General features: G+C 40.3%; 18 protein-coding genes. 9 read left to right on the top strand and 9 right to left on the bottom strand.

Annotated features, from left to right (window positions below):
• Window positions 1-214 precede the first annotated feature (214 nt).
• Window positions 215-988: a MerR family transcriptional regulator gene (locus ABD006_RS10885; RefSeq protein WP_343840813.1), complete on the top strand. Its 774-nt coding sequence runs from the start codon at window positions 215-217 to the stop codon at window positions 986-988.
• Window positions 981-1,994 (top strand): C45 family autoproteolytic acyltransferase/hydrolase, encoded by a 1,014-nt coding sequence (locus ABD006_RS10880; RefSeq protein WP_343840811.1) that lies wholly within the window; start codon window positions 981-983, stop codon window positions 1,992-1,994. The genes ABD006_RS10885 and ABD006_RS10880 overlap by 8 nt, the downstream gene beginning before the upstream one ends.
• Before the next feature lie 35 nt (window positions 1,995-2,029).
• Here ABD006_RS10880 and ABD006_RS10875 read toward each other — a convergent pair whose 3' ends face one another.
• Window positions 2,030-3,358: a PhoH family protein gene (locus tag ABD006_RS10875; RefSeq protein ID WP_343840808.1), complete on the bottom strand. Its 1,329-nt coding sequence runs from the start codon at window positions 3,356-3,358 to the stop codon at window positions 2,030-2,032.
• Window positions 3,359-3,481: 123 nt separating this feature from the next.
• Here ABD006_RS10875 and ABD006_RS10870 point away from each other — a divergent pair, with 123 nt between their 5' ends.
• Both ABD006_RS10870 and ABD006_RS10865 read left to right on the top strand, forming a co-directional pair.
• Window positions 3,482-4,087, top strand: coding sequence for a YhcN/YlaJ family sporulation lipoprotein (locus ABD006_RS10870; protein WP_343840805.1), 606 nt, complete (start codon window positions 3,482-3,484; stop codon window positions 4,085-4,087).
• Window positions 4,088-4,219: 132 nt separating this feature from the next.
• Window positions 4,220-4,420 (top strand): YlaI family protein, encoded by a 201-nt coding sequence (locus ABD006_RS10865; RefSeq protein WP_343840802.1) that lies wholly within the window; start codon window positions 4,220-4,222, stop codon window positions 4,418-4,420.
• 380 nt (window positions 4,421-4,800) lie between these two features.
• On the opposite strand, the gene ABD006_RS10860 is transcribed toward ABD006_RS10865, so the two are convergent.
• Window positions 4,801-5,085, bottom strand: a complete 285-nt coding sequence (locus ABD006_RS10860) for a hypothetical protein (RefSeq protein WP_343840800.1) — start codon at window positions 5,083-5,085, stop codon at window positions 4,801-4,803.
• Window positions 5,082-5,426, bottom strand: coding sequence for a YlaH-like family protein (locus ABD006_RS10855; protein WP_425542216.1), 345 nt, complete (start codon window positions 5,424-5,426; stop codon window positions 5,082-5,084). The genes ABD006_RS10860 and ABD006_RS10855 overlap by 4 nt, the downstream gene beginning before the upstream one ends.
• A gap of 211 nt (window positions 5,427-5,637) precedes the next feature.
• On the opposite strand from ABD006_RS10855, the gene ABD006_RS10850 reads away from it, so the two are divergent.
• The gene (locus tag ABD006_RS10850; RefSeq protein WP_343840797.1) at window positions 5,638-5,808 is read left to right on the top strand and encodes a DUF5325 family protein; all 171 of its coding nucleotides are present in this window, start codon (window positions 5,638-5,640) and stop codon (window positions 5,806-5,808) included.
• Between the two features lie 53 nt (window positions 5,809-5,861).
• On the opposite strand, the gene ABD006_RS10845 is transcribed toward ABD006_RS10850, so the two are convergent.
• Entirely contained in the window at window positions 5,862-6,668 is an 807-nt protein-coding gene (locus tag ABD006_RS10845; RefSeq protein WP_343840795.1) for an inositol monophosphatase family protein, read from the bottom strand.
• Window positions 6,669-6,835: 167 nt separating this feature from the next.
• On the opposite strand from ABD006_RS10845, the gene ABD006_RS10840 reads away from it, so the two are divergent.
• Window positions 6,836-7,459 carry a YktB family protein gene (locus ABD006_RS10840; RefSeq protein WP_343840793.1) on the top strand — a complete coding sequence of 208 codons (624 nt, stop codon included), beginning with the start codon at window positions 6,836-6,838 and terminating at the stop codon, window positions 7,457-7,459.
• A gap of 306 nt (window positions 7,460-7,765) precedes the next feature.
• Here the strand turns inward: ABD006_RS10840 and ABD006_RS10835 are convergent, their stop codons facing one another.
• The 3 genes from ABD006_RS10835 to ABD006_RS10825 all read right to left on the bottom strand — a co-directional run bounded on the left by ABD006_RS10835 (window position 7,766) and on the right by ABD006_RS10825 (window position 9,253).
• Complete coding sequence (locus tag ABD006_RS10835; protein WP_343840791.1) at window positions 7,766-8,038, bottom strand: UPF0223 family protein; 273 nt, start codon at window positions 8,036-8,038, stop codon at window positions 7,766-7,768.
• Between the two features lie 17 nt (window positions 8,039-8,055).
• Complete coding sequence (locus ABD006_RS10830) at window positions 8,056-9,015, bottom strand: NAD(P)H-dependent flavin oxidoreductase (protein ID WP_343840789.1); 960 nt, start codon at window positions 9,013-9,015, stop codon at window positions 8,056-8,058.
• 127 nt (window positions 9,016-9,142) lie between these two features.
• Window positions 9,143-9,253, bottom strand: a complete 111-nt coding sequence (locus ABD006_RS10825) for a GapA-binding peptide SR1P (protein WP_343841507.1) — start codon at window positions 9,251-9,253, stop codon at window positions 9,143-9,145.
• Between the two features lie 200 nt (window positions 9,254-9,453).
• Here ABD006_RS10825 and ABD006_RS10820 point away from each other — a divergent pair, with 200 nt between their 5' ends.
• Window positions 9,454-9,834, top strand: a complete 381-nt coding sequence (locus ABD006_RS10820) for a DUF1885 family protein (RefSeq protein WP_343840787.1) — start codon at window positions 9,454-9,456, stop codon at window positions 9,832-9,834.
• 71 nt (window positions 9,835-9,905) lie between these two features.
• Here ABD006_RS10820 and ABD006_RS10815 read toward each other — a convergent pair whose 3' ends face one another.
• Window positions 9,906-10,787: a polysaccharide deacetylase family protein gene (locus ABD006_RS10815; RefSeq protein WP_343840785.1), complete on the bottom strand. Its 882-nt coding sequence runs from the start codon at window positions 10,785-10,787 to the stop codon at window positions 9,906-9,908.
• A 166-nt stretch (window positions 10,788-10,953) separates the two neighbouring features.
• Here ABD006_RS10815 and ABD006_RS10810 point away from each other — a divergent pair, with 166 nt between their 5' ends.
• Complete coding sequence (locus ABD006_RS10810; RefSeq protein ID WP_343840783.1) at window positions 10,954-12,009, top strand: aromatic acid exporter family protein; 1,056 nt, start codon at window positions 10,954-10,956, stop codon at window positions 12,007-12,009.
• A gap of 28 nt (window positions 12,010-12,037) precedes the next feature.
• A complete protein-coding gene (locus ABD006_RS10805) occupies window positions 12,038-13,588 on the top strand; it encodes a glycine betaine uptake BCCT transporter (RefSeq protein ID WP_343840781.1) in 1,551 nt (516 codons plus the stop codon).
• 42 nt (window positions 13,589-13,630) lie between these two features.
• Here ABD006_RS10805 and ABD006_RS10800 read toward each other — a convergent pair whose 3' ends face one another.
• A complete protein-coding gene (locus ABD006_RS10800) occupies window positions 13,631-13,870 on the bottom strand; it encodes a hypothetical protein (protein WP_343840778.1) in 240 nt (79 codons plus the stop codon).
• Between the last annotated feature and the right edge of the window lie 490 nt (window positions 13,871-14,360).

Raw genomic sequence — 14,360 nt, 5'->3', positions numbered from 1 at the left:
ATTCCCTTCCGGCTTTTGTTATGGACTCATATAAACCAAATGTCCCTATTGCTGCTAAATCTTTTACACACACTAAACTAGTTAGGACCGTCACAAAAATGCTTACTGTTATCATCATGAAATCCCTGACAAATTCTAAAGTTTCTATAATTTTCTAAAAGGTATTGACCTTAAAGTAACTTTAACGTTTATGATGTTACAAGGAGGTGGTTATTTGAAAAATTATTTAACCATTAAAGTGTTTTCGAAATTTACAGGAATTCCAACTAGTGCGCTGCGGTATTATGAACAAAAGAATCTTCTGATACCGATGCAGCGAACTAAGAAAAGTGGATATCGCTTATATTCACACGATCAAATTGCTACAGCAAAGTTTATAGCGAGTTTACGGATAGCAGATATCCCTATTACCGAGATACAAACCTACCTGACAGCTGAAAAAGAGGAAAAAGAAAATATGAAAAAGAATTGGGCCCTGGCTATCAAGGAAAAACAGGCACAGTTGACGATAAGTCTAAACTATCTGGAAAGCAATGAATTAGAAACTGTTTATTTAATTGACAGAAAACAGGAGAATATTATCTGGTTTCCGGCAGAGGCACCACCGGGACAATTTAGAGAAACTTTTTTAAAGAGACGTCATGAACTTAAAACTGTAAAACAGACCATTCATAATACTTATTTTAGATATTTATCCGGAAACCGAAAATGGATCAAAGGTGAGATTGGGTTTGCCATAGAACCAAACCAGGAATTGACCTTTTCAGCTGGCCATATTGAGAAAATGGATGCCTCGTTATGTATTGGATTCCCTTACGATGATCATTTTTCAAATATCGAATCAGGCTATCGTCAATTATTTCAATATGCGCTGAAATATGATTGGGTACCCCGTGGAGAGGTTTTGGAATGGTATAGAGGAGATCAAATCAATAAAATGGATATCATTATGCCTGTGAGACAAATGGGAGGGGAATCCTATGAGTAAGGAATTGGAGATTCAAGTTATTGAATTGTCGGGTAGCAGTCAGCAAATTGGTTTTAAACAGGGTACAAAACGGAGATTAACAGAAAATGACCATGCTATGCTAAAAATGCAAAAACATATTAACATTGAAGAGGCATTTAATAACTTGAGAAAATATGATAAGGAAATGGTATATGAGTTAACAGGTTTAGCAAAAGGATTACAAATTTCTTCAGAGGAAGCCACCCGCTTATATGGGGGATATGATGTCGCTATGCCTTTCATGGGATGTTCTGCATTTGGGAATGATTCTTTTTACGTTCGTAACTATGATTTTAGTACGAAATTATATGATGCGCAGTTTGTATTGCTTAATCCCGACAAAGGATATGCAAGCGCAGGGTTTAGTCAACAGCTTACAGGTCGACTGGACGGGATGAACGAAAAAGGGCTTGTGGCAGGTATTCATCTTGTTCATGAACGAAAGCAGCCCAAGAGGTTCCTTCCGACAACTATAGCCCGACTTGTCTTGAATAATTGCAGCACAGTCCAGGAAGCTGTAGATTTAATCATGTCTGTGCCTCATGGACATTGTCTGAATTTTTCACTTACAGACCAAAATGGAAATTGTGCTATTGTTGAAGCATCACCTGAAAAACAAATCTCAAATGAAACTTCTCCCCTTTTATGTACAAATCATTTCGAAACGAATTCCTTAAGAAAGTATAATCGCCCACTCATCAAAAACTCTCAGCTTCGCAAACAGTTTTTATCCCAAATATCCAAAGAACACTTAAAACCTATTGATGCATATCATGCTTTTAATCATTCTTCGTCACCATTATTTTTACGGGATTATAAAAACTTTTTTGGTACGCTTCACACAGTTGTTTATTCACCTCGGGATTTGCGTATTATAATTGGCGTTGGTGAACATTGTGTACCGTGTATCATTTCATTTAAAGATTGGCTTGATGGGAATGTTCAATTACCAAAATTTATAAAAGGTAATATAAATCCTTTATAAAACCTGGCTCATGCAGGAAACATGAGCCAGGTACATCACAACAAATCTGCCGACAGCTGTGCCAGAGAGGATCGCTCACCCTTGTGAAATTTAACGTGTCCACTTAAAGAAGAATCCTTAAACTTCTCAACCACATGAATGAGACCATTATTATACTCATCTAAATAAGGATGATCGATCTGCCCGGGGTCTCCGAGCAAAATGACCTTACTCCCCTCTCCTATTCGTGTTAAAATCGTTTTCACTTCATGCTTTGTTAGATTTTGCGCTTCATCAATCAAAATTAACTGCTGTGGAATACTTCTGCCTCTTATGTAGGTTAAGGCTTCCACCTGGATTGAACCCAGACCGGTCAGGATCTGGTCAAGCTCTTCTGTTTTTTGTACATCAAATAAATATTCGAGGTTATCATAAATCGGTTGCATCCAGGGCTTTAGTTTTTCTTCCTTCTCTCCCGGTAAGTAGCCGATATCGTTACCTAATGGAACTACGGGCCTTGCCACAAGCATTTTTTTATATAATCGCATATCTTCTACTTGCATGAGTCCTGACGCAAGTGCCAGTAAGGTTTTACCTGTACCGGCTTTTCCAGTCATGGTCACTAGCTGGATATCATTACGGAACAAAAGCTCAAGGGCCATTGTCTGCTGGGCGTTTCGCGGTTTTATCCCCCAGGCATTTTCAATCGACAGCCTGCATTTTTCTATACATTCCCGGTCTGAACGCACAACACCGATTGCAGATTGAGATGGATTTAATTCATTTTTCATCACAACAAATTCATTTGGATATAGATGCTTCTTTTCCGCTTCAGGAATCTTTAAGGTTCCGTTTTGGAAAAAGTCATTTAACTCCTCCTCTTTAATCATCCATTGTTGATAGCCCTCATAAACATTGTCCTCGTTGACGGCGCGTTCATTTAAATAATTTTCAGCAGTCAGACCCAGTGCATCTGCTTTTACCCTCATTAAGATATCTTTAGACACTAAGATAACTTTATGATTCATGTCCTCCTTTTGAGCTTCGAGGTGTAAATTTAAAGCAACGGCCAGTATTCGATTATCATTGGTCCTCTCCAGAAAAATTTCACCAAGTTTGGAAAAAGAGCGATGATTTAATTCGATCCGCAAGCTTCCACCATTAGGCAGTTTCACACCATTATAAAGCTCACCGATTTGACGAAAGCGATCAATAATTCTTGAGGTTTCTCTTGCATTATGGCCTACTTCATCCATATTGCGCTTCTTGGAATCCACTTCTTCTAAAACAACGGCCGGAATCACCACCTCATGCTCGTCAAATGAAAAAATTGCACGTGGATCCTGAAGTAAAACATTTGTATCTAAAACATAAGTTATGTCCAAAATGCCGCCTCCTAAGTTTCTAATAATTAAGAATTGGCAAGGCTTCCGTATTTTAAATATATGACGAAAATCATAAAGTTAGACGAATGAGAAACAATATATTTATAAAAGGAGGTTCGAATAATGAGGAATGTTATGTACTCCTTTGCCATTTTGTTTCTCGCGATCACACTTAGTGCTTGTCAGAATAACGAAGAAGCACGAAATGACAATAACATGGATAAGTACTTAAAGGTAAAGGATTCGGAAGTTACCCATGAGGATAAAGAATATTCCAATCAGGAAATGGCTCAACATCTGGCCGAAATAGCGACAGATGTACCAGGTGTTAATGGGGCCACAGCTGTTGCTGCAGGTCCTTATTCAATCGTGGGAATAGATGTAGATGAAGAACTGGACCGCTCAAGGGTCGGAACCATAAAATTTTCGGTTTCAGAAGCCCTTAAAGAAGATATTCACGGAAACAACACGATGGTAACGGCAGACGGAGATGTGAACGAGCGACTCCGGCGACTGGCGTATAAGGTCAGGCAGGGACACCCGGAAGATGCCATCATCGATGAACTGGCAGCTATAGTAGGCAGATTCATGCCTGAAGTACCGCCAAAACAAAAACAACCCACAGAACCTGATTCAAACAGCGAAATGCTGAAAGACCAGAAAAAGAAAGAACAATTGGATAAAGCCCAGAACGATCAATCCAATCAGCAAATGAAGAATGAAGATTAATCATAAAACGAGGCTTACCAGCTTAGCCTCGTTTTATTTTTCCAGATATATGTCAAGTCGGGAAGCTCATTCAGCCAAATTATGACATAAAACTCAATTACATGTTATACTTATGGGGAATGAGGTGATCACTTGAAAGTAAAATGCATCTTATGTGATAAAGTAGAGAAAATTGCAGAGAATAGTCTATTGGCTAAACAGCTTCGTAAAAAACGTGTCATGACCTATATGTGTGATACATGCAGGGAACGCATTGATAACAAAACGGAAAAGAGACTGGAAACCGGCAACTACCGGGAATACCGCGAAAAGAAAAAAGATCCTTATCTTTAAAAATTTTATAGCACATGGGAAAATCCGATTCAATGTTCTGAATCGGATTTTGTACTGGTCTAGGAAATTATAAAATAAACCATTTGTGGATAAGGCAAACAAGTTAGGCCACGTCCGGCTCCAGCGCCCAGCGACTAGCGTGACTTCCTTCACCTCCGTCCGATAAGTCAACATCGACTCACAAGGTTCGTCGTATTTCCTTTTCCGCGTGTTAACTGGCTGTAAGACCCCTGTAAGATGGGGGCAACAGCCAGTAAACACCTGATTTGTTCAACTAACAATCACTGGGGAATGAACCCCCACTGATTGTAGTTTCACTTTATCTCCTCCGGCTCAGTCCAGTTCGTACGTCGCTAAGCGGGCGCTTCCGCCTTTGTTTATTATGAATAGATGGTGAACTTTTCTGGTTCTTCATGAATTTGATCATAAATACATTCGATTAATTCTACTGGAAAACGAAAGGAGCGATCTTCCTCCTTTTTTTGGACTCTGACGCTATACATATCCTCACGTTTATCCACGTGAATGCTTGTTACGTTGTGTTCTTTCTCCAGCATTTGTTTAAAAAAAGCCGCTGTTTCAACTGCAGCTTGATCGTCAGGCCTCGCATCCGCCACCAACTGAATGGATAACCAATTATACACAACGTCCTGTAAAGACTTCACGTTTGTTTTCCAACTCCTTCCCCATTTCTTCGTTTTCGTTCCTGAGCTAAACGGTACCTGTAAATCGCCAGAACAAGCGAAGAAATCACTAAGACCTCAAGAATTGGTAATAAAACGGCAAAAAATAAAAGTACGTAGCATCCTAAAGCTAGTAGTATGTATATAATGATTGATTTTAATAAAGGGATCTTCCGTGCAAACCCAAGTTTATAGGTGATAGCTGCAAAAATAAAAATTGTTGCATATAACAGAATGATTCCAGTTTGCCCACCGACATCATTTAACATGAACTCCGTCAATGGCCGAAATCCCTGGCTAGCAATAATTTCCTGGTCTGACATAGTGCTTCCTCCTAATGACGTCATCACTATTATCATACTAAATTTTTTCAAATAATACTACCTTGAAACTTCAATCAAAGAGGCTGGGACAAAAATGTTTTCGCTAAAAATTTAATCCGATTATTATAGGTGCAGGAACCGCCGCTACGGAAATAACCTCTTGTTGATTCCTGTTTTCTTCGTGTACACTTAAAGATAAAGAGGTGGAATTATGAAGTATGAACACAAGGCATTTATCCTGGCTCTTTTCGTTATTTTAAGCTATGTTGCTGTGGGAATTGCTATCGGATTCCAGCAATATCTCCTGGCAGCCGGCTTATTTCTGCTCGGGTTTGTGATCATGGGATTCGGACTAAGAATGAAAAGAAAACAGGGATTGTGAACAAAGCGAAAAAGGACTGACAAAGCCTTCATATGACTTTGTCAGTCCTTTTGTCAGTCTTTCAGGATAAGATAGTTGTCAATAATTTCTTTGTGAACAGCGGGATTACATGTAATCACCGTATTTTCACGAAGCATATCCAAAGGCTTTCCATCTGCTCTGGTAGCCATACCACCGACTTCCTGGACGATGATAACCCCTGCTGCAATATCCCATGGAGCTAATCTCATCGTTATGTAGCCATCCATAATTCCTTCCGCAACAAAAGCGAACTCCAGAGCAGCAGAACCATAGGAACGGGTCCCGCGAACTTTTCGTATTAGCTGATGTACACCTGTTTCATCAAGTCGGCGATTAGGTACAGCCCAGAACTGATTAATTCCGATTAAACAATCCTCGAGTTTCCTGGTACGATCCAATTTCGGAAGCAGATCCTTGTTTTTATAGGCTCCCTCTCCCTTTTTCGCCGAGTATAAATCTCCGGTCATAACGTTATAAATGAGGCCAATGATCCCCTCACCATCCTGATATATAGCGACTGAAATGGCAAAGTTTCGTTTCTGATGCACGAAATTCATCGTCCCGTCAATAGGATCAATAATCCAGACCATTCCGTCAAGGCTGGTCACATCATCACCAAAGCCTTCCTCACCCAAAACCTGATGATCAGGGTAAGTATTTCTTATCTTTTCCGCAAAAAACTTTTCCGTATCCTCGTCTACCTCGGTAACTAAATCTTTGCGGTCCCGTTTTGTATTTACTTTAAATGGCTGCTGGACCCTTTCTTTAATCCGTTCACCAGCCTCGATTGTCCACTCTTTTGCCTGGATAAATAACGCATGTTTTTGCTCAGCTTCCATTCCGCAAACTCCTTTTTATGTATTACGTATATCCTAACAAAATTTCATTAAAAACGCTATGTAAGCAAATTCATTTTGTCAACGGCGCCACTATGTTACGATAATAAGACAAATATTGACGTTATTTTTAACTGTAATCAAACTTGTACATAGAAAGGAGTACATATATGACAGAATTTAAGGGATTTACGCAGGAGGATTTCGATGTATTTACCATTCCGGGGCTAGACGCTCGCATGGAAAAGCTGCGGGGCAATGTTTCGCCCAAATTAGAGGCTGTAGCCGAGGAATTGGCACCGGCATTAACGACGATGACAGGCGATGAAATGTTTGTTCATGTTGCTAAGCATGCCCGCCGTACAAAAAATCCACCCAATGACACCTGGGCAGCATTAGCCTGCAGCAACCGCGGCTACAAAAAGCTCCCCCACTTTCAAATTGGACTTTGGGAGACACACTTATTTATATGGTTTGCCATGATTTATGAAAACCCTGTAAAACAGGAATATGGCGAAGTATTAAAGAAGAACATGGAGAAAGTCAAAAAGCAAATACCTGACAACTTTGTGTGGTCCGGCGACCATACCCGGCCAGACGCTGAACGACACAATGAAGTTGATCTGGACAAGCTTGTCGACCGATTATCCAACGTAAAAAAAGCAGAAATTCTGTGTGGGGTAAACATTGACCGGAATGATCCGATTCTAACGAAGCCAGATGAATTTCTGAAAATGTGTGAAAACACATTCCAAACCCTGGAACCACTCTATCAATACACAAAAGAAATATAAGGCAGAAAAGCGGAGGCGACTGTTTAGGCTCGACGGCATAAGCAGAATCTCCGGAGTGGCCGTACTTTGGCCATGGAGGGGATTCTGCTTATGACCGCTTGGGCCTGGGAGCCGCAGCTGGACAGAGAAAAGCGGAGGCGACTGCTCAGGTCATGCGGGATAAGACGAAGACATGAAGTGGCATGGATTTGGCCACGCAATGAGGGTTGCTTACATCAGCGAGGGGCTGGGCCCTGGAGCTGGACAAGAGAAAAGCGGAAGCGCTCGATAGCCATAATTGGACAATCGGTTGCTTCCGCTTTTTCTTTATTTCATAGTTATGGATTCCCCATTATCGGCCTGTTTAGCCTTTTGAACAGTTCGATAGGTCGAGTAGCCTGACTGCTTTTGAAATTCTTTGTCCAATTGTTTTTCCTCTGTCTTGGAAGGAACAATTTCCTTGAAGCGATTGTAAGCCTTTAATACGTCATCACGTCCGACTTTATCTTCATAGGCGGTTTCCACCAGCTGCAGAAAGTGTATGACGTCCATAACTTCATTGGTATCCCATGATTCATCTATTGGGTAGTTGTACTCCATTGGTTGTCCCCTTTCTATTAACCCTGACTCCATTTTGCTTTGATTTGTTCAATATCGTTTTGAATCCGGTCGAACAGTTCTTTTACGGATGGTATATCATGAATTCGGCCGGTTACCTGTCCGGCCCATCCAAATCCATCTTCAGATTCTCCGTATATATAGCGTTTATTCGTTTCACCACTTATATACGGTTTCAATGTCTCAAACCCTGGCTCAGCCTCTTCCAATTCAAGAATTTTATCTGTCCACTGATTCTTTAATGCTCTTGCAGGTGCGCCAAGAGAACGTTTAATGACAACCGTGGATTTTTCATCTGCTTCCACGAGTTGCTTTTTATGGGACTCATGGGCATGAACACATTCTTTTGTTGCTATAAAGCGTGTACCCATTTCAATTCCCTCAGCTCCCAAAGCCAAAGCAGCCATTAGTCCTTTCCCATCAGAGATTCCGCCTGAGGCTACAACAGGAATATCAACGGCATCGGCAACTTGTGGTGTTAACACAAAGGTTCCGATATCATCACGTCCCAGATGTCCTCCACCTTCATGGCCGACTACCATAACAGCATCAGCACCAAGTTCTTCTGCTTTTACAGCCTGTCTCTTTGCAGCAACAAGAACCATCTTTTTAATGTCCGTACCTTTTACCATATCTAAAACAGGCTTTGGATTTCCTCCTGTAACCGTAATGACAGGAACCTGTTCTTCACGGGCTACAGCTACCATGTGTTCGAATGCACGCCCATGCTGGCCAATAGCAAAATTAACACCGAATGGTTTATCTGTTAATGAACGAACTTTATGGATTTCATCCCGTAGCTGATCCTCGTTTTCCAAACTCATGGCTGTAATTTGGCCGAGACCTCCAGCATTGGAAACCGCAGCAGCTAATTCGGCATAAGCCAGATGAGCAAGCCCTCCCTGAATCACAGGATAATCGATATGTAACAGTTTTGTTATTCTTGTTTCAATGCCCACATAAATCTCCTCCCCTTTTTCTTTTCTTCATCGTATCATAAGTAAATCATTTGTGAACCGGGATGAAGTGATCATTATTGTAAAAAAAGAACCGTCCGCCTATTGTGGGGACAGCTCAAATCTCTTCTTATTTACGTTTGTTATGACATTCGCATCCTTTTCCGTACAGGGTCGTCACTTTCTCATCTTCAAAATGATCAATCACACGTTGGCAGTCCTGACAAACAATGGTACCTATCACCGAAACCAGCTCCTTAACGTTATGATTCCTATGGGTTTATTTTAATATGTCACATTTTATTTTTCAAGCCCAATTAGTATGACATTTTAAAATTTATATGTCATTTTTTTGTGCCTTAACTATTTGACACAATATTCTGTTACTTATGTGTGTTTCATGATAAGATAAAAGAAATGCCATGATTAGGGGTGAGGGATTTGAGTCGAAGTTCCTTTGTGTATGCAGATGAAAGCAACTCGATAACCCTGGAAAATGTGAAGGAATGGCTGAATGTTTATCAGGAGATGACCACAAAGACGGGTCAACAGCTGGACTGGAATTATGAAAATCACGCCTTTCCATACAACATTGAAGAAAAAGAGAACGATCAGGGGCACTATTTGCAGTTAAAAGGAATCCTTGACCGTTATGACACCATTCTGATGGGCGTGAGTGAAGAAGCCAACAAAATCCAAATCACCCTCCCATCCACCGCAACGCATGGAGATAAAAGCAAGGCAAATGAATTTGCAAAGTTCTTCCGCAAAAAAACCGGAGGCAAACTGCAATTATTTAACGGCAGAGTGATGAGTAAATAAGGAAAACGTGTTAAGGCATTCTAACACAAAAAGCCCCAACATCAGAATTCCTGACATTGGGGCTTTAATCCCTAAGGGGTTTTTATAAGTTGAGGATCAACCATTTCATATCCTTTTTCCCGTAGTCCTGTTACAATTTCTTCCAGGGCTGCAGCGGTCCATTTTCTGTCATGCATTAACAGATTGGCGCCATTGGATAATAGCTCTGTATTAACCATAATATCTGCGATGGCTTCCTCTGACATATACTCCTGCTTAAAGTCATAGCCATAAGACCAGTTCATTAAGGTCATTCCCTCTTCTTTTACTACCTGTTTTGCATATTCTGTATTCACTCCATGAGGGGCTCGGAAAAATTTTGGTCTCTCTCCTGTGACTTCCTCAATTACATCATTTAATCTCACAATTTCTTCCTTCTGCTTTTCCTTAGAAACATCGTCTAATTTCGTATGGTTAAACGTATGGTTTCCAATGGCAAATCCCATGTCTGCAATTTCCTTAAGTTTGGCCTGTTCCTCTTCCGTATCAATAAAATGTCCGTTTATAAAGAAAATGGCAGGTGCATCCATATTTTTCAGGGTCTTTGCCATCTCCACAGCGTGCTCATCGGGTGCATCATCAAAGGTTAATAAGACAACTTTCTCATTCGCATCTTCAACGATTGGCTGTACGCTCCAGACTTCGGAAATCTCATACTGGGGTTTTTTATTTTCAGTTTTATCCTGTTCTTCTTTCTCTGCAGAATCTTCCGGGGGATTGCCAGTACCCTCGTCCTCTTTAGCAGGGGCTTCTTTTTCTTTTTCTTCTTCACTTTGTCCAGCCTGATCCTTTTGCTGCTGTTCATTGATTTCCTGTTCTTTTTTCTTATTCTCTTGGTCTGCACTTTCATTGGTATTACATGCTGTCAATCCCATTAAGATAAGAAGCAACATGAAAATGCCAAATTTCTTCATGTTCATCCCCCCAAATGATGTAAAAAATAATCTTAAGTTTATTATACAGAAAATACTATAGATCATGGGCATGGAATTTCATTTCACTTAGATTATGTTATATTTAAGGATGATTGGATATACATGACATCAAGAGTTTACAGGGCATGCTTGGAGGAATTAAAAAATGCTTACATCTATAAAAAAACATTTCCAAATAGGCGGAAGAACCATTAAAACCGGTATATCCGTTTTTCTTACGGCACTTATATGTCAAATTTTTCAGTTCCCAGTTATATTCGCTGTAATGACAGCTATCGTTACCATTGAACATACAGCTGCTGATTCTATCAAAAAAGCGATGGTTCGATTTCCAGCATCGGCTATTGGAGCGTTTTTATCTGTATCCTTTTATACGGCATTTGGAAAAAGTGCGGCTACCTACGCCCTTGCGGCTATGTTAACCATTGCGATTTGTCATAAGCTAAAGCTGGATGAAGGAATCGTTGTTGCTACTTTAACGGCTATTGCGATGATCCCGGATTTTCAGGGAAATTCTTTTGAGTCCTTTCTGGTACGATTAGCGACAACATCCATAGGGATTATCGTCTCAACAGGTGTCAATTTTTTCTTACTCCCTCCGGATTATACAGACAAAATACATAACAACATGAACCGGCTATTTGAGAAAGCGGCCCGTTTAAACCTTACAATTAGTGAATTTGTATTGGATCATAAGCAAAATCGAAAACAGAGAAATCGAATCCTATATCAGCAGATTATCCGGGAGATTAATCAGACTTATCGGCTCATCGCTTTTCAGCGGGAAGAGTGGAGATACCATAGATACTCCAAGGAGGCTTTTCGTCAACTTCACTTTTGCCAGAAGAAATTAACCTACTTACAGCAAATGATTGATCATGTGGGAAATTTACAATTTGTACAATTAAAGAAAAATGCTTTTAATGAAGAGGAAAGGAAGCTTTTACATAAGATTTTTGTATCGATTGCAGATATTTTGAGAAATCCTGAGCACGTCATTTCAGAGGCACATTATAAGCGGATCGAAACCTTAGATGATGAATTCTGGCACTGGAAGGAGGAACATATAAAAAAAGCTGAATCTGCTGAACACCTGCCACCCCAGACGATTGTTCTGTATGAGCTGTTATTTTTACATCGCATATTAGAAGAACTTCAACGAATGACACATAATGAACACAAAATTGAAGAAGATAAATAATAAATAACAGCAGAGGAGATTATCAGCTATGGGTAAAGTTTCAAAAGTATTTTATATCAGTTTAGTCGTCTCTTTACTCTTCATCGTTTGGGGTGTATTGCCAAATGATTGGGTAGGAGATTGGAGTTTACAAAATGTTACATCTAATATACAAGGCTTCCTGGTTGATAAGTTTGGCTGGTTTTACCTACTATCAGCTACAGCCTTTTTAATTTTTGCTATTTTCCTTATTGCCTCTAAGTATGGGAATATTGTTCTTGGAAAGGATTCAGACAAACCTGAGTACCCTTATATTACCTGGTTTGCGATGTTATTTAGTGCAGGTATGGGGATTGGGCTTGTCTTCTGGGGAGCGGCTGAGCCGATTTCCCACTTTCATAATCCGCCTGAAATAGGATTGGAAGAAGAGGATACAGCAAAAATGGCCTTACGATACAGCTTCTTTCACTGGGGACTGCATCCTTGGGCTATTTACTCTATTCTTGCTTTAGCCCTTGCTTACTTTCAATTTAGAAAAGAGTCCCCTGGTCTGGTAAGCAGCATTTTAGAGCCTTTATTTGGAGATAAAATGAAAGGCGGATGGGGTACAACCGTTAACTTTATTGCCGTTTTTGCCACCATTTTCGGTGTTGCCACCTCGCTTGGATTAGGTGCCCAGCAAATTAATGGTGGTATAGGCTTCTTATTTCCTGGTGTCGAAACAAGCATGAGTTTACAACTGATTATCATAGCCATCGTAACCGTATTATTTTTATTCTCAGCTATGACAGGTTTGGACAAAGGAATAAGATATCTCAGTAATACAAATATTGTCCTTGCCATTTTACTCATGTTTTTCCTGCTGTTCGCAGCACCGACAAACTTTATCATGGATTTATTTACAACCACATTAGGAAGCTATGTTCAAAACCTTCCTTCGATGAGTTTTCGAATGACACCGTTTGATGAAAATAGCACCTGGGTTCAGGACTGGACCATTTTCTACTGGGCCTGGTGGATCGCCTGGGCACCATTTGTCGGTACCTTTATTGCCCGTGTTTCCAGAGGGCGAACCGTACGGGAATTTGTGCTCGGCGTTCTGTTAGTACCAACCCTTTTTGGTGCATTATGGTTTTCCGTATTCGGCGGCTCAGCTATATCCCTTGAATATCACCAGGGATTAAATATTATTAATGTAATTAATGACCAAGGAAATGAAGTAGCTTTATTTACGGTATTACAGAAATACCCTATTAGTATTATTACGTCAACCCTGGCGATTTTGCTTATTAGTACGTTTTTCATTACATCTGCAGATTCAGCAACCTTTGTTTTAGGAACTCAGACAACTCATGGAGATTTAAACCCAGGGAAAAAGGTGAAATTTATATGGGGAATTATTATTTCTGCAACCGCGGCAGTGCTGTTATGGCAGGGTGGCTTAGGAGCACTGCAGACAGCTTCAATTATTGCCGCCTTCCCTTTCACCTTTGTATTGCTGCTGATTATATTTGCTTTACTGAAAGAATTTGATGAAGAAGCGAAGTATTATCCTTTACAACGTCGAAAAAGGCACGCACAGGCTCAAAAGCAGGAATAGAAAACACGACTCCCTTGTCCAGTTAAGGTCAAGGGAGTCTTTTTATGTAAAGAGATGCCAAAGACAGTAACCTCCATAAACGGCACCAAATGCAAGCGCAATGTACAAGAGTCGGATTTTAGAGTTTGAAATAAAATACTTTCCTCCATAAAAGGCTAAAACAAAAAACCAGATAAAAAATAGTACATTCACAACCGGATGATCCTTAGCAGACAGGTAGGTTGTCAATATGTATACACTCCATAAAATGATCAGGAGCTGTAAAAATGTCCATTTATACATCCCTATCATCCTCATCGTTTCAATATCCTGTATTTTATATTTATGAAACAGAGGAATAAAATATGGGAAAAAGCTGAATGGATTTTACTGTTAAAGGAAGGCTCTTTTCATAGTGATTGTTGTTTTTGATAGATCATGCGCCATAGATAAAATCCTTAAAATACAGCTAGATTGTTCTGAATCAAGATGAGTGGATGCATACGTTCCGGCAGAACACTTCGCTTTCCATGGGCCCGGCCTCAGCCTCCTCGGAAGCAAAAAACGCTTCCTGCGGGGTCTTCACCACGGGCTGTTCCCATAGGAGTCTACGTGTTCTGCCTCCACTAAATGGATGTTCTGATTGTAAGTATATTGAGATCTTGTCATACCTATATTATCCAATGTTAGTAACGAGTGAATCGCTGTTTTAGCGGAGGGAATATGCGTAGACTCCTTGTCGGTTAAAAGCGGCACGTCCTGTGCCAACACCGACATTAGAACGTCCTGTTCG

This window comes from Salinibacillus aidingensis (assembly GCF_039522525.1).
Lineage (GTDB): Bacteria > Bacillota > Bacilli > Bacillales > Alkalibacillaceae > Salinibacillus > Salinibacillus aidingensis.
This window is presented reverse-complemented; position numbering and strand designations above follow the sequence as displayed.